This window comes from Polyangium spumosum (genome assembly GCF_009649845.1).
In the GTDB taxonomy this organism is placed as follows: Bacteria; Myxococcota_A; Polyangia; order Polyangiales; family Polyangiaceae; genus Polyangium; species Polyangium spumosum.
In genome coordinates, this window is record NZ_WJIE01000007.1 from 505,850 (window position 1) to 532,022 (window position 26,173).

Annotated in this window: 23 protein-coding genes and 1 pseudogene; 11 read left to right on the forward strand and 13 right to left on the reverse strand. The window is 70.3% G+C overall.

Features of this window, described 5'->3' with window-relative positions:
- Positions 1–65: 65 nt before the first annotated feature.
- Positions 66–2,564, reverse strand: a complete 2,499-nt coding sequence (locus GF068_RS44385; protein ID WP_240807452.1) for a Kelch repeat-containing protein — start codon at positions 2,562–2,564, stop codon at positions 66–68.
- A 250-nt stretch (positions 2,565–2,814) separates the two neighbouring features.
- On the opposite strand from GF068_RS44385, the gene GF068_RS26290 reads away from it, so the two are divergent.
- Positions 2,815–4,593: a right-handed parallel beta-helix repeat-containing protein gene (locus GF068_RS26290; protein WP_153822190.1), complete on the forward strand. Its 1,779-nt coding sequence runs from the start codon at positions 2,815–2,817 to the stop codon at positions 4,591–4,593.
- A 10-nt stretch (positions 4,594–4,603) separates the two neighbouring features.
- Here the strand turns inward: GF068_RS26290 and GF068_RS26295 are convergent, their stop codons facing one another.
- Positions 4,604–5,698, reverse strand: a complete 1,095-nt coding sequence (locus GF068_RS26295) for a DHH family phosphoesterase (protein ID WP_240807393.1) — start codon at positions 5,696–5,698, stop codon at positions 4,604–4,606.
- A gap of 77 nt (positions 5,699–5,775) precedes the next feature.
- Between GF068_RS26295 and uvsE the strand changes: the two genes are divergently transcribed.
- From uvsE to GF068_RS47600, 6 genes and pseudogenes are all read left to right on the forward strand, one after another.
- Positions 5,776–6,705 (forward strand): UV DNA damage repair endonuclease UvsE, encoded by a 930-nt coding sequence (gene uvsE, locus GF068_RS26300; protein ID WP_153822191.1) that lies wholly within the window; start codon positions 5,776–5,778, stop codon positions 6,703–6,705.
- Between the two features lie 57 nt (positions 6,706–6,762).
- A complete protein-coding gene (locus GF068_RS26305; protein ID WP_153822192.1) occupies positions 6,763–8,151 on the forward strand; it encodes a hypothetical protein in 1,389 nt (462 codons plus the stop codon).
- 578 nt (positions 8,152–8,729) lie between these two features.
- Positions 8,730–9,860 (forward strand): annotated as a pseudogene (locus GF068_RS47595) (collagen-like protein); the annotation flags it as partial.
- A 1,288-nt stretch (positions 9,861–11,148) separates the two neighbouring features.
- Positions 11,149–11,613: a hypothetical protein gene (locus tag GF068_RS26315; protein WP_153822194.1), complete on the forward strand. Its 465-nt coding sequence runs from the start codon at positions 11,149–11,151 to the stop codon at positions 11,611–11,613.
- Between the two features lie 56 nt (positions 11,614–11,669).
- On the forward strand, positions 11,670–12,863 hold the full coding sequence (locus tag GF068_RS26320) for a tetratricopeptide repeat protein (RefSeq protein WP_153822195.1): 1,194 nt from the start codon (positions 11,670–11,672) through the stop codon (positions 12,861–12,863).
- A 48-nt stretch (positions 12,864–12,911) separates the two neighbouring features.
- Positions 12,912–13,562, forward strand: a complete 651-nt coding sequence (locus GF068_RS47600; RefSeq protein WP_465251811.1) for a deiodinase-like protein — start codon at positions 12,912–12,914, stop codon at positions 13,560–13,562.
- 28 nt (positions 13,563–13,590) lie between these two features.
- Here the strand turns inward: GF068_RS47600 and GF068_RS46460 are convergent, their stop codons facing one another.
- Positions 13,591–13,713, reverse strand: coding sequence for a hypothetical protein (locus GF068_RS46460; protein WP_275939231.1), 123 nt, complete (start codon positions 13,711–13,713; stop codon positions 13,591–13,593).
- A gap of 130 nt (positions 13,714–13,843) precedes the next feature.
- Entirely contained in the window at positions 13,844–14,176 is a 333-nt protein-coding gene (locus GF068_RS26335; protein WP_153822198.1) for a hypothetical protein, read from the reverse strand.
- A 92-nt stretch (positions 14,177–14,268) separates the two neighbouring features.
- On the opposite strand from GF068_RS26335, the gene GF068_RS26340 reads away from it, so the two are divergent.
- Entirely contained in the window at positions 14,269–15,117 is an 849-nt protein-coding gene (locus GF068_RS26340; protein ID WP_153822199.1) for a phytanoyl-CoA dioxygenase family protein, read from the forward strand.
- Between the two features lie 4 nt (positions 15,118–15,121).
- Here the strand turns inward: GF068_RS26340 and GF068_RS26345 are convergent, their stop codons facing one another.
- The 4 genes from GF068_RS26345 to GF068_RS26360 form a co-directional block, all read right to left on the reverse strand.
- Complete coding sequence (locus GF068_RS26345; protein ID WP_206079556.1) at positions 15,122–16,345, reverse strand: hypothetical protein; 1,224 nt, start codon at positions 16,343–16,345, stop codon at positions 15,122–15,124.
- A gap of 123 nt (positions 16,346–16,468) precedes the next feature.
- On the reverse strand, positions 16,469–17,047 hold the full coding sequence (locus tag GF068_RS26350; protein WP_153822200.1) for a hypothetical protein: 579 nt from the start codon (positions 17,045–17,047) through the stop codon (positions 16,469–16,471).
- Positions 17,047–17,679, reverse strand: a complete 633-nt coding sequence (locus GF068_RS26355) for a hypothetical protein (protein WP_153822201.1) — start codon at positions 17,677–17,679, stop codon at positions 17,047–17,049. The genes GF068_RS26350 and GF068_RS26355 overlap by 1 nt, the downstream gene beginning before the upstream one ends.
- 74 nt (positions 17,680–17,753) lie before the next feature.
- Positions 17,754–18,092, reverse strand: a complete 339-nt coding sequence (locus tag GF068_RS26360; RefSeq protein WP_153822202.1) for a helix-turn-helix domain-containing protein — start codon at positions 18,090–18,092, stop codon at positions 17,754–17,756.
- Positions 18,093–18,362: 270 nt separating this feature from the next.
- Here GF068_RS26360 and GF068_RS26365 point away from each other — a divergent pair, with 270 nt between their 5' ends.
- Positions 18,363–19,067 (forward strand): alpha/beta hydrolase, encoded by a 705-nt coding sequence (locus tag GF068_RS26365; RefSeq protein ID WP_153822203.1) that lies wholly within the window; start codon positions 18,363–18,365, stop codon positions 19,065–19,067.
- 9 nt (positions 19,068–19,076) lie between these two features.
- Here GF068_RS26365 and GF068_RS26370 read toward each other — a convergent pair whose 3' ends face one another.
- A complete protein-coding gene (locus GF068_RS26370) occupies positions 19,077–19,358 on the reverse strand; it encodes a hypothetical protein (RefSeq protein WP_153822204.1) in 282 nt (93 codons plus the stop codon).
- A 158-nt stretch (positions 19,359–19,516) separates the two neighbouring features.
- Positions 19,517–19,903, reverse strand: a complete 387-nt coding sequence (locus GF068_RS26375; protein ID WP_153822205.1) for a DUF423 domain-containing protein — start codon at positions 19,901–19,903, stop codon at positions 19,517–19,519.
- Between the two features lie 99 nt (positions 19,904–20,002).
- Here GF068_RS26375 and GF068_RS26380 point away from each other — a divergent pair, with 99 nt between their 5' ends.
- Positions 20,003–21,796 carry a hypothetical protein gene (locus GF068_RS26380; protein WP_153822206.1) on the forward strand — a complete coding sequence of 598 codons (1,794 nt, stop codon included), beginning with the start codon at positions 20,003–20,005 and terminating at the stop codon, positions 21,794–21,796.
- A gap of 33 nt (positions 21,797–21,829) precedes the next feature.
- Positions 21,830–22,204, forward strand: coding sequence for a cupin domain-containing protein (locus GF068_RS26385; RefSeq protein WP_153822207.1), 375 nt, complete (start codon positions 21,830–21,832; stop codon positions 22,202–22,204).
- Positions 22,205–22,229: 25 nt separating this feature from the next.
- Here the strand turns inward: GF068_RS26385 and GF068_RS26390 are convergent, their stop codons facing one another.
- From GF068_RS26390 to GF068_RS26400, 3 genes are all read right to left on the reverse strand, one after another.
- Entirely contained in the window at positions 22,230–23,183 is a 954-nt protein-coding gene (locus GF068_RS26390) for an NAD(P)-dependent alcohol dehydrogenase (protein ID WP_153822208.1), read from the reverse strand.
- Positions 23,180–24,532 (reverse strand): PAS domain-containing protein, encoded by a 1,353-nt coding sequence (locus tag GF068_RS26395; protein ID WP_170319683.1) that lies wholly within the window; start codon positions 24,530–24,532, stop codon positions 23,180–23,182. The genes GF068_RS26390 and GF068_RS26395 overlap by 4 nt, the downstream gene beginning before the upstream one ends.
- 185 nt (positions 24,533–24,717) lie before the next feature.
- Entirely contained in the window at positions 24,718–26,106 is a 1,389-nt protein-coding gene (locus tag GF068_RS26400) for a PAS domain-containing protein (RefSeq protein WP_170319684.1), read from the reverse strand.
- Positions 26,107–26,173: the final 67 nt, after the last annotated feature.

Genomic DNA, 26,173 nt, shown 5'->3' on the forward strand with positions numbered 1-26,173 from the left:
GCGAAGTGGCCAGGCCTTGTCAAGCGATTTTGCGCCCGGACACTACGCGCCGATACAGCGACGGTCTACCCCGCTCGCCCGCGGCGACGTCGTACGACAATCCCGAGCAAGAGCGTCACCGCGGAGACCGGGAGGCCTGGCGTCGTGGGCCCGCTCGTCCGGCAACTGCAGCCGCCGCTCAGGCTCGGGTCGATGCCAGGCGCGCCCCCACCCGCGCCGGTATTCGAGCCGCCGCTTTCGCCCGTGCCTCCGATTCCGCCTGCGCCGCCGCCGCCGCCGCCGCCGCCGCCGCTTCCGCCGCTTCCGCCGCCGCCGCCGCCGCTTCCGCCGCCGCCGCCGCTTCCGCCGCCGCCGCTCCCGCCTGCGCCCACGGTCCCGTCGGACATACACGCGCCGTCCTGGCACGTGCCGCCCCCGCAGGAAATGCCATCTGGTTTGGCCGGGTACGAGCAGACACCATTCACGGGATCACAGGCGCCCTCCTCGTGGCAATCGTCGATCGGCGCGCAGACGACCGGGTCTGCCCCGACGCACACGCCCTCCTGGCACGTGTCGACCTGGCTGCAAGCATCCCCATCACTACACGACGTGCCGCTGAGCAGCGCGCAGATGCCATTCGTGGCGGCGCCGGCCGAGACGGAGCACGCGTCGCAGGCGCCCGCATCGCAGGCCGTGTCGCAGCAGACGCCGTCGACGCAGAAGCTGCTCTCGCAATCGAGGTCGGACCCGCAAGCCGCGCCGAGCAGGCTCGTGCCGGTGTAGAGCTCGGCGGCGTCGATGCCGATACCGGCGTTCAGCCCGCCCGCGACGAGGACCGCGCCATTGTCGAGCAGCGCGGCCGCGTGGTGATGATGCTTGGCGGCGAGCGTCCCCGCGGACGTCCAGGTGTTCGTGTCGGCATGGTAGAGCTCCGCGGTGCCCGACACCGAGCCGTCCGAGAGCAGCCCGCCCACGACGAGCACCCGGCCGCCCGGGAGGGCCGTGGCCGTGTGGAGGTGCCGCCCGCTGCCCATCGTCCCCGCAGACGACCAGGTATTCGTCTCCGGATCGTAGAGCTCCGCGCTCGCGAGGACCGCATTGGCGGTCGTCGTCCCTCCGGCGACCAGGACCTTGCCCGACGACAGAAGCGTCGCCGTGGCGACCTGGCGGGCCGTATTCATCGGGGCGACGGGGGACCAGGTGTTCGTCGCCGGATCATAGAGGTCCACCGAGCTGTGCGGCGACGACAGCGAGGTCGACGCGCCGCCGATGGCGAGCACCTTGCCATCCAGGAGCGACACGAGCGCGTGCTGGACACGCGGCACGCTCATCGACCCGGCCGGTGACCAGGTATTGGTCGCCGGATCGTAGATCTCCGCCGAGGCGTGCGCGGCGCCGCCGATGTTGCTGCCGCCCGCGGCCATCACCTTGCCATTGCCGAGCGCCGTCACCGAGACGAGGCAACGGCCGACGGAGAGCGGAGCCGCGATGAACCACTCGCCCTTCTCGGAAGAATGAACCTCGGTCACCTCGAGGCAACCGGCGCCGCCGTCCCAGCCGCCGGTCACGAGCACGCTGCCATCCGGGAGCGACGCCGACTGGTGGCCCGCGCGCCCATAAGCCGCAGGCTTCGCGAAGGACCACGCCCCGGTCGAGGGATCGTACACCTCGCTGGAGGTCAAATACCCGGCGCCGAACCCCGAGGCCACGAGGACCTTGCCGCCCGGGATCACGTTCATCGTGTGATATCCGCGCGCCTCACCGAGCGCGCCGGTCGGCGTCCACGCCGGATCGACGAGCACCTCCTCGCCGCCTCCGTCGACCCATACCTCGATCGTCCCCGCGCGTGGCGCGACGAGGCGCGCCGAGACCGGCCGGCCCGACGCCGCGAACGCCTCCGGCGCCGTCACGCGGATACGCGCGGCGCCCCTTTCGTCGACGAGCACCACCGCGTCCCCCGCCTGCCGCACCTCGGCGCCCTCGAGCGTCCACACCACGGCCGGCCGCTCCGACGTGGCGACGCCACGCTCGAGCCACAACCATTCCTCGTATCCCGTCGGGGTCACCGTCCAGAAGGAAGTCCCGTCCACCCGCCCGTAGGCCACGGCATGCGCGGCCACCGCGCCCTCGCCTGCCGCGCCGATCTCGCGCACGTGTACCTCGAAACCCCCGGGGAGCGCGAAACGCACGGGGTCCTCGGCGCGGCGAGGCAAACGCACGGAGAGCCCACCCGGCGCGGGCCACGCGCCTCCACGCGCCTCCACGATCGGGCCACCCACGGGGGAGGCCGGCGAGCGCACGATGGGCGCCTTTTGCGCGCCGCCCGGCGCCGGGGAAAAACCCTCGTCGATCCCCACGAAGCGCCCGTCCGCGTCGAGGATCCGCGCCGCCTGCGCCGGGAAACGCTCGCGCAGCGCCGTCACCTCGTGCAGAATCACGCTGGGCTTGGAATCGGCGTTCGCCGGGCCGGAGGAGCCTTCGCGCGGCACCTCGCCGCTGCAACCCGCGCCGCCCCAGGCCGCGCCGAGCGGGACCAGGAGGAGCGGGGTGAGCAAGGCGCGCCGGTGCGAGCGGATCGATAACATCACGGTGAAGCTCCTCGCGCGAGTAGGCAAGCGCGTCATCGAAGACCCGGGGACACGCGGCGTCAAGCCCCTCTCGTGTCAATGGGCGCGCCCGCTTTCGTGCCGCACGGAACCGACCTCGACGGCGCTTGACGGCTCGCATGAAACTCCGTGAGATTGAATCCCTCCCCGCCATCCCGGCGAGGGACACGCGCTGGAGATTGTCATGCTTGCCAGAATCTCTCGTTCGGCTTCATTCGCCGCCGCCCCTGTGATCCTCGGAGTCCTCGGGGCGTTCGCGCTCGCGCAGGGCTGCGGCTCCGAGCCCAACCCGAGCACGAGCGGACCGACCTCGACGGGCACCAACGTGGGCGGCGCGGGCGGCGCAGGCGGCGGCGTCGGGGGCGCGGGCGGCGTCGGAGGCGCCGGCGGCAGCGGCGGCGCCGACGCGGGCCCGATGTGGGATCCGACGGTGGGATGGACCAACTTCCAGGAGAGCGCCGACACGCAAAAGATTCACGTATCGAGCGCAGACGGCAACGACGAGAACGACGGCCTCACGCCGGAGACCGCCGTCAAGACCATCAACAAGGGCAAGCAGCTCTTGCGCGACGGATATCCCGATTGGCTGCTCTTGAAGCGCGGCGACGCCTGGAACGAGGGGCTCGGCACGTGGACGCTCTCGGGCCGGAGCGCCTCCGAGCCGATGCTCGTCTCCACCTACGGCGAGGCCGAGGCGCGGCCCTTGCTGAAGACGGGCGCGAAGCGCGGGCTCTACGCCGACCCCGGCAGCACGCTCGGGCACCTCGCCTTCGTGGGCCTGCATTTTTACGCGCATACCCGCGACCCCGATGGCCCCGATTTCGTGGGCCCCGCGGGCGACGAGGGCGTGATGTGGCTGGCCCAGGGCGAGGACCTCCTCTTCGAGGATCTGATGGTCGAGGCCTACACGGGCAACGTCAGCATCCAGGGCATTCAAGGCAAGATCACGAACGTCCGGCTGCGCCGCTCGGTCATCGTCGACGCCTACGAGATCGAAGACCCCGATCCGGACGTCCAGCTCGACAACTCCGAGGGCCTCTATGCGCAGAACGTCGACGTGCTCGTGCTCGAGGGGAACATCTTCGATCACAATGGCTGGAGCTCGCTCGTCCCGGGGGCGAACGCGACGAACTTCAACCACAACATGTACATCCAGTCGTCGTGTTCGAAGGTGACGATCCGCGGCAACATCTCGACACGCGCGGCGAGCCACGGGTTCCAGGCGCGCGCGGGCGGCGTCGTCGAGGGCAACCTCGTCATCGACAACCCGATCGGCTTCTCGTTCGGGCTCACGAACGGCTCGGCGACGCCGGTCCCCGGCGGCGTCACGGGCAGCGTGATCGGCAACGTCGTGCGCGACTCGGGCGACATCACGGCGGCCGAGCCTCGCGGGGTCGGGATCCAGATCGGCAACATCAAGTCGGCGGTCATCGAGGGCAACATCCTCGCGCACGACAAGACGGAGGGCGGAAATCACGTCGCGTTCGAGCTCACCCGCAAATACGACCCGATGCAGGTGCCGAACGAGGCGATCACGGAGCTCACGATCCGGGACAACGTCGTCTACGACTGGCGCGGCGGGATCCGCTTCTCCACGACCGCCCTCGTCAACGTGAAGGTGGAGGGCAACGATTTCCAGTCGCCGCTCCGGGGCGAGGAGCTCGTGCGCTTCTTCAACCAGGGCTACAACGCGGGCGTGACCTTCGCGAAGAACCGCTGGTACTCGAGCGCGCCCGAGAAGGGCTGGTTCGAGCTCGGCGCGAACGCGACGGGCCAATCGTATAGCGAGTGGCTCACGACCTCGAGCGAGACCGAGTCCTCGAACACCGCCGCCTCGTACCTCGACCCGGAGCGCAAGCTCGGCACGTACCACGCGTCGATCGGCGAGGAGGGCACGTTCGAGGCGTACCTGGCCGAGGCCCGCAAGCAATCCCGCAAGAATTATCGATACGCGTACACCGCGGCGGGGCCGATCGTTTACATCCGCGAGGGTTTCGGCAAGAACTAGCCGCCCGCCTTCACGGCCGCGGCGGCGGCGCCTCGAACCCCATGGCCACGAGCAGGCGCTCGAAATCCTCGAAAGGCATACTCCCGCCCGTCGCGCCCGGGTGCCCGTGGCCCGAGTCTCCGGTGAGCGGCGCGCCGACGCCGTGCAAATACCGCAAGAGGTCCCGCTCGGCGCGGCTCCGCATCGCGAAGTTCACGCGGCCCGGCAAGTAATCGTAATTCGCCGCGATCACGATCCGATCCGCGAACCGCGCGGCCGCGCGCTGGGCCACGAGCGGGTGCACCCGCGCGCCCGAGCGGAAGGGCAAGACCACGACGTTTCCCCCGAAATAGGGCCTCGCGCGCGCACACCGGAGGACCTCCGCCGCGACCTCGGCCCGCGCCTCCCGGAGCTTCTCCACCCCCGGCACGCGCCCCTTCGCCACGTCCGCCGGATCCCGCGCGCGGAGCAGCACCTCCCAGGCCGACGTGATGTCGTGCGCGGCCGAGCGCCGCGGCGCATTGAGCAGCACGATCGCCTCCCGCAGGCTCGTGCGTGAAACCCCGCCCATCATCCGCTTCACCACGTCCGGCATGGGCTCGGCCCCGAGGTCCGCGACCGCGCCGAGCAGGCCGAGCCAGGCGCAATCCTGCAATGCGGCGACCTCGCGGAAGAGGTGCCACGCGAGCAGGCTCGTCGCCGCCACGGGCGGGTGGCCAAAGGCGCTCACCACGGTCGCGCCCGGCGGAAAACCACGCAGAGGCGCGTGATGATCGACGAGCAAGGTCGGAAGCCCCGCGACGATCGGCTCGCCGCGGCTGCCCATGTCGAGCACCACGAGCACGTCCGGCCGCGCGGCCACGATACGCGCCCGCAGCGCGTCCGTATGCACGTGCTCCCCCTTGCCCGGCAAGACGGCCACCACCTCGGCCCCCAGCCTCTCGAGCGCTCGAAGCGCGATCGCCCCCGCGGACAAACCGTCCACGTCCCCGTCGGGCACGAGCACGAAGCGACCACGCGTGTTCGCGCGGAGGAGCGCGCGCCCGGCCTCCATCGCCGCGGGATCCGCGGGCCATGCCTCGGCTCGTTCGTCCCTCGCTTCCCTCGTCTCGGCCGCGGCTCCCATGAAAACCACATCGGGCCCGGCCCGCGACTCGAATAGGGCTCCCGGATCGGGGGCGCCGGCGCTAGACGCTCGCCTCCATGGAAACGTTTCGCCTCGGCTACGTGGCCCAGAGTTTGTCCTTGAAGATCGGCGCGAGCCACACCTGCCGCGTCGCCAACGCCACGCCCGCGCGCCTGCTCGACCTCGTCGCCCAGAACCTCGCGGAGCTCGAGCAGATCCTCCTTTTCAACGAGAAACACGGGATCCAGGTCTTCCGCATCGGCTCGGGGCTCGTCCCGCTCGCCTCGCACCCCGTGAACGAGCTCCGCTGGTGGAGGCACTTCCCGCGGGATTTCGACCGCATCGGCGAGATCGCGAGGCGCTCGGGCCAGCGGCTCTCCCTCCACCCCTCCCCGGCCGGCGCCTCGCTCGCCTCGGCGCGCCCCGAGGTCCGGGAGGCCGCGGAGAAGGAGCTGCTTTATGCCACGCGGGTCCTCGACATGCTCGGCCAGGGCCCCGAGGCGCGTGTCGTGCTCCACGTCGGCGGGGCCGCGCCCGATCGGCTCACCGCAATGGTCGCCGCGCACCGGATGCTCGACGCCTTGCCCGACGACGCCCGCCGCCGCATCGCCATCGAGCACGACGACCGCACCTGGAGCGCCCGCGAGGTCTTCCCGCTCGCCCGCGAGCACGGCCTGCCGTTCCTCGCGGATCCGCTGCACAACGCGGTGTTGCCCTCGGATCCCGTGGTCCCCATCGCCGAGCTCTTCCGGATGGCCAATTCGACCTGGCTGCCGCTCGGCCTCAGGCCCAAGCACCACCTCGCCAGCCAGAGGCCGGACGGCCCGCCCGGCGCGCACGCCGATTACATCGACCCCAAGGATTACCGCGATGCCGTGGCGGCGCTCGAGGTGCCGAGCGATTTCATGATCGAGGCCAAGCAGAAGGACCTCGCGCTCTTCGAGCTCCGGCGCACGCGCCTCGAGCCGGCAAAGGTGAAGCCGAAGCGCGCCCGCGCCGCCGCTTGACCGCCCTCCCGAGAGAAACGGCACCCACGCCCCGGGGCAGCCGTGTTATGGGACGGCATGCTCCCCCTTCCTCCCGAGGACGCAGGGCTCCCCACGATTCACCGGCTGCTCGTCCGGTTCGACGATGCCCTCACGAAGCTCGGCGTTCGCCCGAACGCCATGGAGCTCGAGCGCCCCACGTTCCTCGTGCACGAGGCCCTCTCCGGGCAGTCCCGCGAATTCCACAGCCACGAGCACGTCCTCACGATCACGGAGGGGACGGGCCCCATCGAGACCCTCGCCGGCATCTTCCACGACGTCGTGTACGTGCAGGTGGATCAGGGGTTTCCGCGGATGGTGAACGACCTGCTCCGCCCCCTGCTCACGCCCGTCGACGGGACCGGTTATCGGCTCGGCCTCGGCGTGCTGGAGGATCCGACCACGGAGCTCGTGGCCCGGGTCTTCGGCCGCGAGCCCGGCGACGAGCTCACCCCGTACTCGGGCCTGAACGAGCTCGCGAGCGCCTTCGTCGCCGCCAAGTGCCTCTCGCCGCTGCTCTCGCCTCGCCACATCGCCGAGATCGCCGCGGGGATCGAGGCGACGATCCCGTTCCGCGAGGCGGCGGCCTTCGACCGCCTGGTCGGGCGCCTGCGCGACCTCGGGATCCCCGCGCTCGACGCGAATGCCTGCGAGGACGCGGTGCGCACGGCGGTGCGGCTCGCGAACCGCGACGTCGAGAACTTCGCCGAGGCCGATCCGGCGCGGTTCCTCGACAACACCTGGCGTCTCTTGCCCGAGACGAACCCCGCCCTCCACATGCCGAACGCCTATCGCAACGGCGAGTATCGCCTCGCCTTGCAGCGCATGGAGGGCTTCCTCGCGTCCCTCGAGGCAGAGCGGGTCTTCCATTCGTTCCGCGGCGAACCCTCGCCCGAGGTGCACGCCAGGAGGATCGCCCAGGCCCGCCGCAACATGACGCTCGCCGTACGATACCTCCGGGCCAAGCTCTACACGATCGCGCTCGTGGAGGCGTTTGCCTGCGCGACGGGCGGCGACGCGCCGATCGAGCTCTTCCTCGGGGGCCTGCCCGACGAGCACAACACGAACCCCCTGCGGGCCGAGCTCTTCCTGCAGCGGGCCCCGGGCGCCGCCGAGGACCTCGATCCCGTCCTGCTCCGCCTGCTCGAGGAGGGCCGCGCGAGCCCTTCGAGCTTCGACCTCGGCGCCTCCCCGTACACGGCGTTCCTCTACCGGGCGTTCGGCGAGCGCGCGCTCATGGAGCGGCTCGAATCCACGCGGCCGTGGATCCGGGGCAGGGTGCCGGCGAGTCATTGGCTGGCGAACCAGGCGTGCCCTCCGGTGGCCGCGCTCGCCCGCGCCATCGCCCGCGTGACCATGACGAGGCGCGAGGCGCTCGAAAAACTCGCCGACGAGATGAGCGCGGCCGTGGGCCGAGAACACCATTGACGTCGCTCCCGGGGGACGCGTAGCCTGCTTATACGGAGCGGGATCCCGGGTTTTCCTCGGCAGAGCCCCCGCGAAGGACGAGACGTCCCATGAGGTTTCGCACGATTCGACGGCTGCTCGCGGCGACGGTTCTGGTGGGTGGCCTCGCTGCGGTCGCCGCCGCCCCCATCCGGCGCGCGCACGCGGCCGTTCCGCTGACGATCACCAACCAGGGACGCCTCTTCGACGCGAACGACACGCCGATCAACGGCCCGCTCACCGTGAGGTTCGCGATCTACGACGCGCCGGACGCGCAGGCGCCGCTGTGGAGCGAGGAGCACACGATCGAGTTCGACGAGGGGTTCTACTCGGTGTCCCTCGGCTCGCTCGTGCCCTTCGACAAGGTGTTCGACGGCTCGGTCCGGTACCTCGGGATCACGATCGAGAGCGACCCCGAGCTCTTGCCGCGCGCGCCCATCCAGAGCGTGCCCTATGCATTGCTCGCGAACGACGTCAACGGGGACATCCACCCGACGACCGTCACGATCAACGGCACCGAGGTCATCAATAACAACGGCGAGTGGGTCGGCCCGCCGACGGGCCTCGTCGGGCCGACGGGGCCGATGGGGCCGACGGGCGCCGACGGGCCCGTGGGTCCGGTGGGCGCGACGGGCGTGATGGGTCCGGTGGGCCCCGAGGGTCCGATGGGTCCGGTCGGGCCGATGGGGCCGACGGGCGCGATGGGGCCGATCGGGCCGATCGGTCCGATCGGGCCGGTGGGCGCGACCGGCGCGACCGGCGCGACGGGCGTGACGGGTGCGGTGGGTCCGATGGGGCCGATGGGCGCGACGGGGCCGATGGGTCCGCAAGGAGATGTAGGCCCCACCGGGCCGGTTGGACCCATGGGGCCACAGGGTATCACCGGTCCTCAGGGTGAGATCGGACCCATGGGACCGACCGGGCCGATGGGCCCGCAGGGGGCCGTGGGCCCCACCGGGCCGGTTGGACCCATGGGGCCACAGGGTATCACCGGTCCTCAAGGTGAGATCGGACCCATGGGACCGACCGGGCCGATGGGCCCGCAGGGGGACGTAGGCCCCACGGGGCCGGTTGGACCCATGGGGCCACAGGGTATCACCGGTCCTCAAGGTGAGATCGGACCCATGGGGCCCACCGGTCCCATGGGCCCGCAGGGGGCCGTGGGCCCCACCGGGCCGGTTGGACCCATGGGGCCACAGGGTATCACCGGTCCTCAGGGTGAGATCGGACCCATGGGGCCCACCGGTCCGATGGGCCCGCAGGGGGACGTAGGCCCCACCGGGCCGGTTGGACCCATGGGGCCACAGGGTATCACCGGTCCTCAAGGAGAGATCGGACCCATGGGCCCGACCGGTCCGATGGGCCCGCAGGGCGCGACCGGCGCGATGGGTCCCCAGGGGCCCATCGGTCCGCAAGGCGCCACCGGCGCGCAAGGCCCCATCGGTCCGCAAGGCGCCACCGGCGCGCAAGGCCCCATCGGTCCGCAAGGCGCCACCGGCGCGCAAGGCCCCCAGGGCGCCACCGGCGCACAGGGCCCCATCGGTCCGCAAGGCGCCACCGGCGCGCAAGGCCCGCAAGGCCCCCAGGGTCCCGTCGGCGCCACCGGCGCGCAGGGCCCCCAGGGCATCCAGGGCCCGATCGGCCCCACCGGGGCGCAAGGTCCCGCGGGTCCGGCCGGCGCCACCGGCGCGCAGGGCCCGCAAGGCTCCCAGGGTCCCGTCGGCCCCCAGGGCCCCGCCGGCTCGGCCAACATCAATGGCACGACCAATACCATCGTCAAATTCACCGGCCCCACGACGGGCGGCAACTCGAGCATCACCGACGACGCCACCACGGTGACCACCACCGGCCGGTTCGACGTCACGGGCGGCGCCGGCACGGGTTACGACGCCGCCTCCATCGAGGTCCGCACGACGAACACGCCGAGGATCGCCTTCCACTGGCCAGGCGTCGTCGCCTCGCAGCTCGGCATGGGCAACGACGGCGTCGTGCGCACGTACAACAACCCCGGCACGGGTTACGAGCAGTTCGCCGCCTCGAACATCCACGCGAACGGTTATCTGCGCGTGAACTCGGCCGCCGACACCGGCGGGAACCTGCGCTTCACCGCGGCGAACCCGTACATCGTCGCGAGCTCGTACGTCGTCGTCCCAGGCGGCGCCTATTTCAATTCGGGCACCGTCTACTTCCAGGCGCAGGCCCAGTTCCGCGGCGGCATCCACAACGACAATGGCCCGTACCTGCAATACGACGGCGGCACCTCGAACATCAACTACTTCCCCGGCGTCATCGGCGTCGGCACCGCGAGCCCGGCCGAGCAGATCCACGCGACCGGCAACATCCGGGCCGACGGGATCGTCTACTGGGGCAATGGCCTCACGCGCACCGAGACGAAAAACAACGCCGACGCGACGGGCTCCCGGAGCGGCTTCTTCGAGACCTCGGCCCCCGTGAACTACTACCCGAACGCCTCCGGGTGGCAGCACCTCATCGACGTGCGCCATTCGAATGGCGGCAACAACCACGCATTGCAGATCGGCGGCAGCTTCTTCGACCAGGACCTCTGGTATCGCAAGACGAACAACGCCGGCAACACGACCTGGCTGCAGCTCATCGGCCGCGGCCCGCGGCAATGCACCGCGCCATTCAACGCGATCGGCGCGACCACGACGACGACCCTCGGCGGCATCGCCCGCTCGAACACCATCTGCGCCACCACCTGGTTCGCCGCGCAGACCTTCAACAACGCGCAGAACGTCTGCGCCGCGCTCGGCGGGCACATCTCGACCTACAACGACCTCTACCGGCTCGCCCAGGCGAACGGCACGGGCTCCGTCCTCTTCAACGGCGACTGGATCGGCAACCGCTCCGGCGACGACGACGCGTACTGCATCAACTCGACGAACCTGACGAACTTCGAAGGGAACTGCGACAAGAACAACAGTCGCATCTTCCGCTGCGTCAACAGCTCCAATTACAATGAGTAAAGGCGCCGGGCGCGCGAAGATCCCGATCCTCGTCGCGCTCGGAGGCCTCGTCGCGGCGGGCGCGGCGCTCCTGCTCCGGAACGGGCAGGGCGCGCCTCCCGAGCCCCCGGCGGCGAGACCCGTGACCGTCGATCAAGCGTTCGTCCCGGAGCGCCCCCGGAGCCCGACGCCGCCGCCGCCCGCGCCCCCCGCGGCCCCGACCCCCGCGGGCGCAGGCGTGGAAACCACGCGGCGGGTCATCGATCCGGCGCAGGTCTTCAACGAGCCCGGCGAGCCCCTCACGCCGCCCGAGATTCGTGTCGACGTCGAGGTCGACCCCCGCGGCGCCATGACCGCCGAGCCGCTGATCCCTCCCGTTCTCCAGGCCGACGTGGAGGTCGACCCCCGCGGCGCCATGACCGCCGAGCCGCTCACGCCGCCGGTCCTGGAAAACCCGGCCGAGCCCGCGCGCCGCTGACAGGCCCCGCCGAGCGGGCTTTCCTCGCGACCGACACGAGCGTAAAACGCCGCCCGATGATCCCGAGGCCCCTCGCCCGTGCCCGCCGCCTGCCCGCGCTCGTCCTCTGCGCCGCGCTGGCCTGGGGCTGCGACCGCACCCCCGAGCTCGCGCGTGAGCACCTCGCGCGGGGCGACGCGGCCCTCGGCGCCGGCCGCTTCGCGCAGGCCCTCGCGGCGTACGGACACGCGCGCGAGCTCGCGCCCACGGATCCGGACGTGCAACGCGCCCTCATGCGCGCCAGGCTCCACCTCATCGCCGAGAGCGCCGCGCGGATCGCCCCCGAGGCCATCGAGGACGCGCGTTACGAGGCCGAGCTGCTCTTCGAGACCGACAAACCTCGCGCGCCCGTGTACCTGACCGCGCTCGGCAACATCCTGGCCCGGCAGGGCGACGCCGAGGGGGCGAAGATGAAGTTCGCCGAGGCGCTCGTGATCGACCCGAAATCGCCGCTCGCGCACACGGCGCTCGGGCTCGTGCTCATGAGCCGCAAGGAGGACGCCGCGCGCGGGAAGGCCGAGTTCCAGGCCGCGCTCGCCGTGAAGCCGGACGCCGCCGGGGCGCTCGTGGGCCTCGGGCAGCTCGAGCTCGCCGACGGCGATTTCGCGGGCGCCGCGGGGCACCTCGAGGCGGCGCTCCAGGTCGCGGAGAGCTTCGAGGCGCGCCTCGCCCTCGGCAGCGCGCGGGCGAAGCAGGGCAAGCCCATGGACGCCATCCGGCATTTCCAGCGCGCCGCCGAGCTCGACCCGAAGAGCGCCGAGGCCGTTGGTTCGCTCGGACAGGCGCTGCTCGGCGCGGGCAAGGTCGAGGAGGCGGAGCGCGCGCTCCGGGCCGCCGCGCAGATGCGGCCGGATCCGGAGACACGAAATGCGCTCGGCTTCGCGCTCGTGCGGCAAAAGAAGGCGGCGGCCGCGCTCGACGTCTTCCGCGGCGTGCTCGGGGACGAGCCCGCCTCGGCGCCCGCGCTGCTCGGCGCGGGCGTCGCGAGCGAGGAGCTCGGGCAAAAGGAGCAGGCCCTCGCCCATTATCAGAGGCTGCTCGCGCTCCCGCCGGGCGGCCTCGACGGGCGCATGCTCGCCGACCTGCAAAGACAAGCGCAGAGCCGCGTCGCGGAGCTCTCGGCCACGCCGCCGGCCGCCGCCGGATCGGCCTCGGCGGGCTTGGCGCCATTGCGACTGGATGCAAAGCGGAGCCTGGAGAGGCCTTTCTAAACGAAAAGGGATCGACGGCAGGGTCGCGAACATGGTAAGCAACCCGGCATGTCCCGAACGAAGAAGGTCCTGGTTTCGGTCGCAGCGCTCCTCGTGGCGGCGGGCGCGGTCGTCGTGGGGTGGATCGGGCCGCGCAACGTCATTGGCATGTTGCGGTACGACCAGCGTGAAGAGGGGCGGCTCGCGGTCGGCGACGCGGCCCCCGACGTGGAGCTCGTCTCGCTCGGCGAGGGGCGGCGGGAGAAGCTCTCCGCGTACATCGGGGAGAAGCCGCTCGTCCTGATCTTCGGCAGCTTCACATGACCGCCCTTCCGGCGCTCGGTCGAGCGCCTCGAGGCGATGTTCGGGCGATATGGCAAGAGCGCCCGTTTCCTCACGGTCTACATCAAGGAGGCCCACCCGACCGACGAATGGCAGATGGACGTGAACGAGAAACACAACGTCTGCTACCCGCAGCCGCGGAGCACCGAGAGCCGCGTGGCCATCGCCGCCGACTTCGTGAAGCGCTTCGAATACGACATTCCGCTCCTCGTGGATCCGATCGAGAACCCCGCGAACGCGGCCTATGCGGCCTGGCCGGAGCGGCTCTACGTGATCGACGAGAAGGGGGCCATCGTTTACAAGGGCGGGATGGGGCCGTTCGAGTTTCACCCGGAGGAGGTGGAGACCTGGCTCGCCCGGCGGTTCCCGGGGGATTGATTCCAGCTCACCGGCGTCGAGATAGGTCTCAGAGCTCGGAGAGCTTTTTCCCGCCCGAGGCCTGCTCCTCGATCGCGGGAGGCGGCGGCGGTGGCGGCGGCGGCATACCGGGGAACATGCCCGCGCCGAGCACGAGGGCAATCCGGCCCATGGAACGGAACGAATACAAAAGGCGACGGACGAAGCGTCGCCAGGCCCTCCTGCGAGGGCTGGGGTCCCGAGGCGACATCGCTTTCTCCTTTGCTGATGAATCGAGAGGCCACGCGAGAGGGCCCTCGAATTCAGCAAAGGAGCGCGCAATGCAAAAGCCAGCGTTCGGCGGGGACGGGGACGGACGAGGCGTCCGGAGCGGTCGCGGCGAGCGGCTCTGTCCGGACGAACGAGGGCACCTTCCTGGGCGGGGCTTCGACCTCGGCCCGGGGCGCCTCGACGTGTCTCGGCGCGACCTCGGGCGCGGCTCGGGCGACCTGCGCGGCGGCCCTCGTGTACGCGACGACGAGCACCGTGTCGACCACGGCCGGCGCAGAACGCGCCGGCGCGGCCGGGAGCAGCAGCACGAGGCAGGCGAGCAGCACGCGGAGCGCGCGCACGATTCGCCAGGGGTGCCGATGCATGGGCCGCAGCCTAAGGCGCGCGCCGGCCCCGCGCAATGCCGGCCGCGCACGAGCCATGGACAGCCGGGCGCGGGAGGGCTACGAGGTTCCGCATGCCCCGGCCCATCGCCCCCTCCGAGCGCCGTGACGCCTTCGAGCGCGACGGTTTCCTCGTCCTGCCCGGGTTCGTCTCGGTCGACGCGTGTGAGGCCCTCCGGCGCCGCGTCGAGGAGATGGTCCGAGACTTCGACCCGGAGGCGCACCGCTCGGTCTTCAGCACCCACGAGCAGACGCGCACCTCCGACGCGTATTTCCTCGAATCGGGCGGCGAGATCCGCTTCTTCTTCGAGGAGGGCGCGCTCGATCCGGAGGGCCGCCTGCGCGTGCCCAGGGACCGGGCGCTCAACAAGATCGGCCACGCGATGCACGACCTCGATCCGGTCTTCGATCGATTCTCGCGCACGCCCGCCCTCGCGGCGCTCTCGGCCGAGCTCGGCCTCGCGCGACCGGTCCTAATTCAATCGATGTACATCTTCAAGCAGCCCCACATCGGCGGCGAGGTGGTCTGTCACCAGGACGCGACGTTCCTCTACACCGATCCCGTCACCGTCACCGGCTTCTGGTTCGCGCTGGAGGACGCCACGATCGAGAATGGCTGCTTGTGGGCCGTGCCCGGCGGACACCGGCAGGGGCTCAAGAAGCGTTTCTTGCGGGACGGGCGCGGAGGGACGCGCTTCGAGGTGCTCGACGAGGCGCCGCTCGTCGAGGACGGCGCGACTCCTCTGGAGGTCCCGGCCGGCACGCTGGTCGTGCTCCACGGCCTGCTCCCGCATCGAAGCGCGGAGAACCGCTCGGGGCGGTCGAGGCACGCCTACGCCGTGCACGTCGTCGATGCGGACGCGTATTACCCCGAGGACAACTGGCTCCTGCGCCCCGACCTGCCTTTGCGTGGTTTTTCCTGATGGATCAGGGATCCGGCCACAGATTCAACTGCGGATCCGGCCAGCGGAACGGGTTCTGCGTCGCGTTCGCGTTCGCGAAATCGTTCTGGCACGAGGTGATGTTGTTCGGCTGGTTCAGCAGCGTCCAGAACGAGGCGCAGACGTTCTGCGAGATGAAGGACCGGCACTCCTCCATCGTGTGCTCGCCCGGCTTCGGCTTGCCGTAGTAGGCTTGCACGAAATTCCAGGCGATCTCCTGCATGTCGGCCGCAGGCTCGGCAGCGACGCCCGCGGGGACGGCCGCGCCGACCGGCGAGGCGCGGAAGATCGACGCGTACGTGACGAGCGAGAGGTAATACACGCCGAGCGGCGTCATGTGCACGTTGTCGCTGAAGATCATGTCGAGCTTCTGCGACGTCCCGCCCGTGATGCCAGCCACCTCGTCGTTCAGGATGCGCTCCACGAGGTCCACGAGCGCCGCGCCCGCGGGCAACGTCTCCACGCGATCGGCCCGCCCCTCGGCCTCGAGCGAGAGGTTCACCTTCGTCGCCACGCACTCCCACGCGTAGAGCGCGTTCTTCTCGTGGCCGATCCACGTCTGCGGGGCATTCTTGTCGACGTCGAGCCAGCTATGGTAAAAGAGCGTGCGCCCGGCCGGGTTCCCGTCGATCAGCCGATCGTGGTAATGGCGCAGGAAGCCGAACGTGTCCTCCCACCAGATCGTGCCGAGGACGTCGTGCCGCTCCGTGATCACGAGGGTATCGTAGAGCTCGCCGGGCCCGAGCGTCTTCGGGGAGAGCAGCTCCTCGATCACGTTCATGTCGCTGCCGTCGCGGTTCTTCCCGGTCGAGTATCCGGGCCAGCCCGGCGCGTCGAAGCTCCCGCCCTTGGTCCGCACCCGGATGGGCGAGCCGATCCCGATCTGCTCGTTGAAATTGAAATCCTTCCCGAGGCTCTGCGCGATGCTCAGCACGTAGTCGGGCAAGGGATTGTCCGTGAGGCTGTGCCCGGAGAGGAACATCCGCGCCGACGCGCGCCCCTCGAGGCCCACGCCGCCGCCCACGCCGCCCACGCCGCCCACGCCGCCCGCGCCGCCCGCGCCGCCGCCGCCCACGCCGCCGCTGCCGCCCGCGCCGCCATTACCTCCGGCGCCCGTGCCGCCCGCGCCGCCGGGATTCGACGACGACGCATCATCCGAGCATCCGGACGCGGCGCACACCGCCGCCATGCCCGAAAGCACGAGCGGCATCCAAAGGCTCCTCCACCCACGCTGATTCATGACTTCCTCCAGGAAAAGCAAGCTCCGTAGCGACCCGTACGAGTCCTAACGGCGATTGCCATTCCCTGTCAAGGAGCAGCGAAGGCGGGGCGCCTACCGCTTTCGTTTTCGCTTCTCGCCGAGCACCACGCGCTTCGTGGCGAGGTACGCCTCCGCGTCCACCTTCTCGCCGTGCGCCCAGCTCGTCATGAGCGGCACCACCTCGTCGTCCCAGGGATCGGCGAGCCTCAGGCGCACGAAATCGGCATACAGCGCCGACAGGGACGTCTCCAGGTCCTCGAGCAGCATCATGCGCTCGTAGAAGACCTCGTGTTTCTCGTCGTTCTTCTTGAGCTGCGTGGGCAACTTGAGGCCCGAGAGCGCCAGCGAATCGGCCTTGAGGGTCCAGGTGAACTCGCGATCCCCGCGCACGAGGCGCATCTTGGCCTCCTTCGGCAGCTTGCCCTGCCGCAGCGCCTCCTTCGCCTCGGGCGACGAGGCCGGGATCGCCCCCTTGAGCCGGCTCTCCTCTTTCTCCAGCACCAGCGTGATCTGCGCCTCCAGCCACATCGAGACCGGATCGGCGCCCGTCGGCTCGAGGTTCGTCTCCTGCACCTCGCTCTCGAACCAGAGCCAAACCACGAATTCACGCCCCATGAAGCGGCGCCCTTCGATGACGTCCAGGAGCTCCATCAGCGCGCCTCCTCTTCCAATCGGGCGAGGGTCATCGGCTCGAGCCCGGCGAACGCCCGCACCTCCTTGGCGTCGAGGCCGAGGCGCTCGGCGGCCGTGCCCGGGCTCTCGGGCACGAGGTCGACCTTGAACGTCCTCTTGAAGAGATCGTCGAGCAGGGCCGCGATACGCTCGGATTGGCTGTACAGGTGGAGCACGTTCGTCCGCAGGTTCCAGACGACGTCGTAACTCTTCAAGGAAGGCACGAGCTGGCGGCGGAGCTTGCGCACCACCATCGTCTTCAAATCGGCCTTCGCCTGCCGGCCGAGGCGCTCGAGCCCCTTCTTCGCGAGCAGCGCCTGCTCGGCGTCGCGCAGGTGCGTCTTCAAGAGCGGACCGGGGATGACCCAGCGATCGAGGCGCAGGCCGAGACAAACGTACTCGTTGTAAAAGACCTTCTCGTGATCGAGGTCCGTGTCGAAAGGATCCTCGATGCTGGCCCAGCCCGCGCCCTCGTTTTTCTCGTCGTCCGGCGAGAGGGGCTGGAAGGCGTTGGCACGGATGCGCTTCAACGTCGTCCCGGGAACATCGTCGGGGATGTCACCGGTGACGTAGAAGCGCGAGAACGTGAGGCTACCGCGGAGCGCACCCAAGGTGGCGCCCATCTACGAAATTCACCGCGCGGACGCAAGAAATTCTTCCGTCCCGCCCCCCCCGGGACGGCTTCTCAGGCCTTGCCGGCGCCCCGCGCCGTGAGCTCGCGCCGGAGCTTGGGCAGCTCCTTCTTTCCGATCTTGGTGCGGATGATGTCGGCGATGCGACCCCGCTCGTCGTCCTCGGGGAACGTGAGCAGATCCATCGGCAATAGATCCAGGCCCTGCGCGATACGCACGAGCGTCTCGATCGTGATCGCGGCGAGCCCGTGCTCGATGCTGGAGAGGTGGCCCTTCGACAGTTGACCGACATCGGCAACGTGCTGGAGGGACAGACCCCGTTCGAGGCGGAGCGCGCGGATGCGCGCGCCGACCTTCGCGGCGGCAGGTGAAGGAGTGGTTCGTCTGGGCATGACGTTACGATGCCACAACCCCGCTCCTGCGACAAACGAAAGTTCGACCCCGGGGTGGCGTGGCCCACGCCGGACCTCCCCGCGTGCGCCGTCGCTCGCAGGGGCGCGTCGAATCGAACAAATTCGCGGGCGCGTGTCGCTCTCCCATTCGGCCGCCCCGAGCACGTCCGCCTGCGCCCTCGAGACGGCGAGCCTGGGCTTCTGATCGTACGTCCAGGGGCCACCTTCCTGGCCCGGCTCGTGCACCGCTCCCCGCGGGGAGAGATCACCATGACGCTCGCTGCACGAAAGCTCGATCCGCGCGACCTCGGCCGATTGGAAGCCCGCCCCACGCCCGGCCCACGCGAGCACGCCCAGCGAGGCGATCGGCCGCTCGGCCTGGGCGACAAACGCGACGGCATCCTCTTCATCCCGTCGAGCTACGATCCCGCCCGCCCTGCCCCGCTGATGCTTTGCCTGCACGGCGCCGGCGGCGAGGCCCGTCATCGGATCGATCCCATTCGCCCGGAGGCCGAGCGCGACGGCGTCATCCTCGTCGCCCCGGATTCGGTGGGGGCGAGCTGGGATCTGCTCCGCGGCGGATACGGGCACGACATCAACCGCATCGATCGCGCGCTCACCGCGGCCTTCCATTGCCTCGCCGTGGACCCCACGCGTGTCGCCATCGAGGGTTTCTCCGACGGGGCCTCGTATGCCCTCTCCCTCGGCCTCACGAACGGCGACCTCTTCCGCTTCGTCTTCGCCTTCTCCCCGGGGTTCATGCGGCCGATGACCCAGGTGGGCGCGCCGGAGGTCTTCATCAGCCACGGCGTCGAGGACGCGGTCCTGCCCATTCGATGCAGCCGGACCATCGTCCCCGCCCTCGAATCCGCGGGGTACGCCGTGACGTACCGCGAGTTCGACGGAGGCCATTACGTCCCGCAGGGCATGCTCCGCGAGGCCATGGATATCCTGACCAACGCGCAGACGACCTGAAGGCTCTCTTCAATGCCTGCGGCGGTTCGTCTCGAACCCGCCGACCATGATGGCGTGGTCGAGCGGCTCGGGGCGGCCGAACGTCGCGTCGCGGGCCTTGTCGGCGCAATCGCCGCAGAGCGGCACCTTGCCGAGGTCGATGGCCTCGTACAGGCGCACCTCCGCCAGCGTCGCGCAGGCGTAACAAGCGGAGACGCCGCGGACGGCGCCGCTCCTCCGGGAGGCGAGCGCGGGCAAGGAATGGCGCTCGGCGGGCGGGCGACTCCGAGCGACGGACGGCCTCTCGGGCATGGGCGCGACGCGAGCTCTCCCGTTCGGACCCACCCTCACGAGTTTCCGCGTCTTGCCCTCTCCGGCGCCGCTCGTGGGTGCATGCCGCTTCATCCGTTCCCGCCACGGATATACAGAAGACCCCGGGGCCTGTCCAGACCGGACGCCCCGGGGCTCTCTCACGCCGTCGCGAAGAGCGCGTTCAAAGCAATGGCGAGCCAGCCCGCGAGGAGCAACAGGCCGCCGATCGGCGTGATCGCGCCGAGCGCGCGGCGGCCGGTCAGCGTCATCACGTAGAGGCTGCCGGAGAAGAGAAAAATACCGCCGAGGAAAAACCAGGGGGCGAGCGCGCTGCCCTCCTTCGTGGGCGTGGGGTGGAGGGCGCCGAGCCCGATCGCGAGCGCATGCAGCAGGTGATATTGCGAGCCGGTCTGCCACCACGCGAGGCGCTGCTCGGCGTCCGGGAACTGGACGACCCATTTCTTGAGCCCGTGCGCGCCGAAGGCGCCAAACGCGACCCCGAGAAACCCGAGCACGCCGGCGAGCAGGAGGGAGAGACGTTCCATGCGAGGAGCGTGACGCGCCCGCGGCGCTCATGCACGAAGCCGCAGGCGCGAAAGTATCCGGGACGGAGCCCCGTCTGTCGCGGTAGGGTGTCCGGGCCGATGAAGCGCACGACCGCCCTGCCCTTCGCCCTCGCCCTTTTGCTGTCCGCGTGCACGCCCACGCAGTGGAGGAGCGCTCCGCCGTGCCTCCGCGGCGCAGTCCCCGAGGTAGGCCGTCCCGTCCCCGACGAGATGTTCGCCCTGATGCGGCGCGAGGCCGATCGCGCCGCGCGCGCGCCGACGCTCGTCGGGGCGCGTATCCTCGAGAGAATCCCCTCGCTTTTCCCCGACGTCAGCGATCTGCTCCTCGCCCCTCCTTGCGACGCGGAGCTCGAACGCGCGGGCGCGGCGATGTTCGACGACGAGCCCCTCGTGTTCTCGCGCGAGCTCGTCGCACGCATCCGCACCGTACACGACGCGGAGGCGCTCATGACGCTCGTCCGGCGGGACGAGTCGACGATCACCCATTACGAGCTCTCCCCGGGCGAGAGCGGGCCCCGGCCGCCGCGATCCCTCGTCCGGTACCTCGCGCTCGCCAGCATCCCGACCTACTGGGTGGTCGACAATGTCGCGGAGGGCAGGCGCCTCTTGCTCGAACGTCTACGCACGAGCAAGGACGCGCGTGAGCAGCTCCTCTTGCATGGCGCGGCCTCGGCGGTCTACGCGCAAATGCTCTGGGGACACCCCGAGCGCGCTCGAGGCGCGGAGGGGCCGGCGCTGCTTCGTGGGGTGCTCGCAGGGATGAAGCAGAGGCTCGACGGGCCTCCGGATCCTGCGACGCTCGAGCTCGTGCTCTTGCAGGTCGCCGACGCGGGCGTGTTCGGCGTGCGCTTCGGCCTCGAGCGCGAGGCGCGGGCGCTCGTCGGCGGGATCCTCGCGGCGAAAGGCGAGCTCCCGCTCACGCGAGGCGTCCCCGGCGCGGCGCGGGACCTCGTGGAGATCACGCGTGGTGCGCTCTTCGACCTCGACACGCCGCAGAAATCGGTCGGCGTGCGTGATCGGCCCCGTCCGCGGCGAAGGCGATTCGATCCGCGCAAGGATTGGCTCGACGCGGAGCCCGCGGGCGGGAAGGTCCCGGAGGCCGCCGCGCTCGCCCGCGTCCGGGACCTCGACGGCGAGCTCGCGACGTTACGCTTCAATGCCCCGCGCTGCTACGTCCTCGGCGAGCTCGGTCGGTGGATGCCGCCCGCGGAGGCGTCGCGGCGCTTCGACGCGTTCGTCGCGCCCATCTTCGAGGGGGATCGAATTCGCCTCGACACGGAGACCGTGTGCCGCATGCGCGTCGCGCTCGACTTCGAGGGCGTGGAGGAGGCGCGCCGCGTGAAGCTGCTCGTCCGGCTCCTCACCGCCAAACCTGAAGAGGTCCTCCCGCGTGATCGGAGCCGCGACGAACATGGCCCGGCCATTGGTTATCCGGTCTACGAGCAGCCGCTCTGGTCGGTCGCCGCGCGTGCGCTGCTCGAGCACCCGGAGTGGATCGAGCGCCACGCCGAGGTGCGCGCCTGGCTCGAAGAGAAGGCCCTCGCGCCGATCCCGATCGACGCCGCCACGGCGGAGGTGTGGAGCCATTTCCAGCCCTCGTTCGACCGTGTGATCACGTTCCACGCCTCCGGCGCGCCGGGCGCGTCGATGGAAACGGCGCGCGCCCTTTTGCGCGCGTACATGCGGCCCGTGGACCCGGCGGACCTGAAGAAGGTGAGCCATATCTATTTCGGCGAGGTGGTGGCGGCCCGCCTGCGCGCGCTCGGCGAATACGGGCGACGTGTCGAGCTCGTCCCCGAGGTCACGGCGTACCTCGAAGAACGAAAGACGAATCGCACGGCGGCGATCGCGCTGTATATGCTGAACCTCTAGCCGCGCCGGAAAAACGGCGGTAACCTCCGCGGCATGAACGACCCCGCGAAGTACAACATCGACCTCGACGTCCAGTTCCGGCACCTCGAGCGCATCGACGTCCCCGCCGTCGTCGCCGCGTGCACGGAGACGTGGCAGAACCGGACGTTGACGCAGGTCAATGGCAGCGTGGTGCGGCTCGGGGTGGTCGAGGGAGACTTCCACTGGCACAAGCACGACGAGGACGACGAGTTTTTTTTCGTCCTCGAAGGCAAGCTGCTCATCGACCTGGAAGATCGGACGATCGAGCTCGGGCCGCAGCAGGGGGTGACGATCACGAAGGGCGTGATGCATCGACCGAGGGCCCCGGAGAGGACCGTCATGCTCATGGTGGAGACGACGGCCATTCAGCCGACCGGCGACCCGTGATGTGACGCCTCGCTGAACCGCAACCTCAAGGGACGAGCAGGAGCTTGCCGACGACCTTGCCGGCGCGGGACCGAGCGTGCGCCTCCTCGGCCTCCGCGAGCGGGAACGTGGCCTCGATGATGGCCTCGATCTCGCGCTTCACGAGCGCGGCGACGAGCGGCTCGAGGATCTCGCGCGTGGGTTTGCCGAGGAGCGTCTTCGTCCGGCGTGACGTGACGAGCGCAGGGTAATCGGCCGGCCGGACGACCACGAGCCCGAGCAGCCCCGTCGCGCAGAGCAGGCTCCGGCACGAGGCAGACGGGTACACCGCCGAGCCCACGGCGTTGAGCACGAGGTCGAAGGGGCCGAGGCGCGCGGCGGCTTCGAGCGGGTCTCCCTGATTGTAATCGAGGGCCGTGGCGCCGAGCCTCGTCACGAGCGGCGCATTACGCGCCGAACACACGCCCACCACGGTCGCGCCGTACGAGCGGGCGAGCTGCAAGGCAAAGAGGCCCACGCCGCCCGAGGCGCCGAGCACGAGCACGCGCGCGCCGGGCTTTGAAGCGATATCGGCCTCGTCGAGCCAGCGCCACGCGGTCACGCCGGCGACGGGCAGGCACGCGGCCTCCTCGAAGGAGACCGACGCGGGCAGCTCGGCGCATTGATCGGGGCGCACGATGACCTCGTCGGCGTAACTGCCGCGCTGCTTGCGCGAGAAATCGGTGCCGCCCACGACGCGATCGCCGGGCCTCGGCCTCTCGACGGCGCTGCCCACCTCCACGACCTCGCCGGCGAAATCGATGCCGACGACGAGAGGCCCCGGCGGGCCGATGAGGCGCTGCGCCGTGCCGAGGGGGCCCCCCTCGCGCATTTTCCAGTCGACGGGGTTGACGCCGATGGCGCGGACGCGGACGCGCAGCTCGTCGGCGCGCAAGGGGCGGGACGGCAGCTCGACGAGGCGCAGGCTTTCGCGGGACGAGCGGGAGGTCGCGACGATCATGGCCGCGCCGTGGGCTTGCGCGCGGCGCCTGCCTCTTCCGTGAGCTTTCGAATCGTGAACGAGAGCCCGTCCCGCAGCGTCGCGAGCGTGCGCACGCGTGACAGATCGAGGCCGAGGGAGACCATCGTCTGGGCCACGTTCGGGCGGATCCCCGTGATGATCCCCTCCGCGCCGAGCAGGCGCACGGCATTGATGATATTGAGCATGTGGCCCGCCGTCGCCGTGTCGACGATATCGACGCCCGTCAAATCGAGGATCGCGAAGCGCGCCTGCGTCCGGGTGACCTGCTCGAGCAGATCGTCGGTGACACGCGCGGCGCGCTTGCTGTCGACGACGCCCACCATCGGGAGCGTGAGGACGTGGTCCCAGACCTGGATCACCGGCGTCTCCAGGTTGAAGATGACCTCCTGCTGCCGTTGGATGACCGCGAGCTTCGACTCGAGCTCCGCCCTCGCCTGGGCCGCCTCCGTGACGTTCAGGCTCATGCCGATCACGCCCGTGACCTTGCCGCCTTGCCCGAGGACGGGGACGGCCCAGTGCTCCCAGACGACGCCAAACGCCTCCGCGCGCCCGTGCCCCGGGACGCCCGTGAGCGCCGTACGCACGAGCTTTTCGTCGTCGGAGAGCTCGAGCGCGTTCTGCCCGACGAGCGCGCCGCGCGTGAGCCCGGCCGACTCGGCGCCGCGTCCATCGTGGAAGGTGAAGGTCCCTTTCTCGTCGGTCGACCAGACCACGATGTCGAGGTGGTCGAGCAGGGTCTCGAGCATCCGCGCCATTCGGAGCCTCTCCTGCTCGGCGGCGACCCGCTCCGCCTCGGCGCGCAGGCGTTGCTCGCGCTCGGCTTCGAAGCGCCTCCGCTCGCCGAGATCCCGGCACACGACCACCGCGCCGGTGATCGCGCCGTCGACGTCTCGGATGCAGCGGGCCGAGCATTCGATGTACGTCCCCGCCGGGATCTGCGCGGACCGTATGAAGAGCTCGACGCCGTCGAGGTCCTCCCCGTGCAAGGCGCGGTAGAGCGGGATCTGGTTCGGCTGGACGGCCGTCACGCCATCCGGGAGGAAAATACCGAACCGCGCCGCCCACTCCGCGGGGGGCACCTCGCTCGACCGCTCGCCGAACATCGCCGTCGCGGCCGCGTTGAAGTGCAGGAGCCGGCCCTCGCGATCGCAGATCACCACGCCGTCGGCCAGGCTGTGCAGCGCCGCCCTGAGGAGCCGCGCCTCGCCTCGCTGGTCGGAGGGCACGCCCTCGAGGCGATCCCCTTGGCCCACGATCGACGCTCGTTCGGCGAGGCGCGCTTCCAGCTCGGCGACCCGCTCGCGGAGCGCCGCGCACTCCTGTTCCAACGCAAGATGCGACACACTCATCTCCCAGGATCACGCCGGCACGACGTGTGAACTCAATCGATCACCGTACCCGAAGAACATTCGCTTGCCAACGGAGGGATGAGTGACCTCCCGAAATTCGGCACGAGCGACGTGCCGGAATTCACAAGCGGAACGCCGGCAATTCGGGTGACCGGGGTGTTGACCTACGTGTGTCTCCTCGGAGGGGACAAGGCCGCGGCCCGGCGCGGCGAGCCGCGGTCCTCGGGCAGGCTTCGAATGGCGAACGACAGCCCGTCCCGCAGCGTCGCCAGCGTACGCACCTGCGACAGATCGAGGCCGAGCGAGACCATGGTCTGCGCGACGTTCGGGCGAATCCCCGTGATGATCCCCTCCGCGCCGAGCAGGCGCACGGCGCTGATGATATTCAGCATGTGCCCCGCCGTCGCCGTGTCGACGACGTCGACGCCCGTCAAATCGAGGATCGCGAAGCGCGCCTGCGTGCGCGAGACCTGGGCGAGCAGATCGTCCGTGACGCGGGCGGCGCGCTTGCTATCGACGACGCCCACCATCGGGAGCGTGAGGACGTGGTCCCAGACCTGGATCACCGGCGTCTCCAGGTTGAAGATGACCTCCTGCTGCCGTTGAATGACCGCGAGCTTCGCCTCGAGCTCGAGCTTGGCCTGGTGCGCCTCGGTGACGTTCAGGCTCATGCCGATGACGCCCGAGACCATGCCGTCGCTCGTCACCGGAATGGCCCAATGCTCCCAGCAGACCCCGTGCGAGCAGCTACGCTCGTGCCCCGCGACGCCCGCGAGCGCGCGGCTCAGGAACGCGTCGTCGCCGTAGACCTCGCGGGATTTCTTCCCGACGAGCGCGCCCCGCGAGAGGCCCGCCGATTCGGCGCCGCGGCCGTCGTGGAACGTGAACGTGGACTGCGCATCCATCTCCCAGACCACGATGTCGAGGTGATCGAGCAGGCATTTCAGGATCCGCGCCATGCGGCCCCGCTCCTGCTCGGCGGCGAGCCGCTCCTGCTCGGCGCGTAGCCTCCGCTCGCGCTCGGCCTCGTACCGCCTCCGCTCGCCCAGATCGCGGCAGACGACCACCGCGCCGAAGACCTTGCCCTCGGCGTCACGAATCACGCGCGCCGAGCACTCGACGTGTTTGCCCGCCGGCAGCGCCTCGCTCCGCACGAAGAGCTCGACGCCGTCGACCGCCTCGCCCCGGAGGGCGCGATTGGCGGGCAGCTCCTCGAGCGGCACGTGGTTCACGCCGTCCAGATAAAAAATGCCGTGTCGCCTCGATATATCCTCGACGGCGACCTCGCTCGACGGCTCGCCGAAGATCAACGTCGCGGCGACGTTGAGGTACAAGGGTCGGCCCTCGTGGTCGCAGATCACCACGCCGTCGGCCAGGCTCTGGATCGCGGCCCGGAGGAGCCGCGCCTCGCTGTCCGGGCTCGAGGCGGCCGGCTCGCGGCGGCGGCCATTGCCATTCGTCCCGGTGGGCGCTCCGGAGGCGAGCCGAGCTTCGAGCTCGGCGACCCGCGCGCGTAACACCGCACACTCCTGCTCGTAGGCGATCAATGACACGTGCTCCTCCCCCCGCTCGGGCCGGCATGGAAGCGTTCGTGGACGCAATGGATGACCGTACCCGAGG

What these genes read in the sequence shown, in the direction of transcription:
- GF068_RS44385 (WP_240807452.1), bottom strand. Translation starts at nt 2,564, where the DNA reads ATGTTATCGATCCGCTCGCACCGGCGCGCCTTGCTCACCCCGCTCCTC.
- GF068_RS26295 (WP_240807393.1), bottom strand. Translation starts at nt 5,698, where the DNA reads ATGGGAGCCGCGGCCGAGACGAGGGAAGCGAGGGACGAACGAGCCGAG.
- uvsE (WP_153822191.1), top strand. Translation starts at nt 5,776, where the DNA reads ATGGAAACGTTTCGCCTCGGCTACGTGGCCCAGAGTTTGTCCTTGAAG.
- GF068_RS26305 (WP_153822192.1), top strand. Translation starts at nt 6,763, where the DNA reads ATGCTCCCCCTTCCTCCCGAGGACGCAGGGCTCCCCACGATTCACCGG.
- GF068_RS26315 (WP_153822194.1), top strand. Translation starts at nt 11,149, where the DNA reads ATGAGTAAAGGCGCCGGGCGCGCGAAGATCCCGATCCTCGTCGCGCTC.
- GF068_RS26320 (WP_153822195.1), top strand. Translation starts at nt 11,670, where the DNA reads ATGATCCCGAGGCCCCTCGCCCGTGCCCGCCGCCTGCCCGCGCTCGTC.
- GF068_RS46460 (WP_275939231.1), bottom strand. Translation starts at nt 13,713, where the DNA reads ATGGGCCGGATTGCCCTCGTGCTCGGCGCGGGCATGTTCCCCGGTATG.
- GF068_RS26335 (WP_153822198.1), bottom strand. Translation starts at nt 14,176, where the DNA reads ATGCATCGGCACCCCTGGCGAATCGTGCGCGCGCTCCGCGTGCTGCTC.
- GF068_RS26340 (WP_153822199.1), top strand. Translation starts at nt 14,269, where the DNA reads ATGCCCCGGCCCATCGCCCCCTCCGAGCGCCGTGACGCCTTCGAGCGC.
- GF068_RS26345 (WP_206079556.1), bottom strand. Translation starts at nt 16,345, where the DNA reads ATGCCGCTCGTGCTTTCGGGCATGGCGGCGGTGTGCGCCGCGTCCGGA.
- GF068_RS26350 (WP_153822200.1), bottom strand. Translation starts at nt 17,047, where the DNA reads ATGGAGCTCCTGGACGTCATCGAAGGGCGCCGCTTCATGGGGCGTGAA.
- GF068_RS26360 (WP_153822202.1), bottom strand. Translation starts at nt 18,092, where the DNA reads ATGCCCAGACGAACCACTCCTTCACCTGCCGCCGCGAAGGTCGGCGCG.
- GF068_RS26365 (WP_153822203.1), top strand. Translation starts at nt 18,363, where the DNA reads ATGACGCTCGCTGCACGAAAGCTCGATCCGCGCGACCTCGGCCGATTG.
- GF068_RS26370 (WP_153822204.1), bottom strand. Translation starts at nt 19,358, where the DNA reads ATGCCCGAGAGGCCGTCCGTCGCTCGGAGTCGCCCGCCCGCCGAGCGC.
- GF068_RS26375 (WP_153822205.1), bottom strand. Translation starts at nt 19,903, where the DNA reads ATGGAACGTCTCTCCCTCCTGCTCGCCGGCGTGCTCGGGTTTCTCGGG.
- GF068_RS26380 (WP_153822206.1), top strand. Translation starts at nt 20,003, where the DNA reads ATGAAGCGCACGACCGCCCTGCCCTTCGCCCTCGCCCTTTTGCTGTCC.
- GF068_RS26385 (WP_153822207.1), top strand. Translation starts at nt 21,830, where the DNA reads ATGAACGACCCCGCGAAGTACAACATCGACCTCGACGTCCAGTTCCGG.
- GF068_RS26390 (WP_153822208.1), bottom strand. Translation starts at nt 23,183, where the DNA reads ATGATCGTCGCGACCTCCCGCTCGTCCCGCGAAAGCCTGCGCCTCGTC.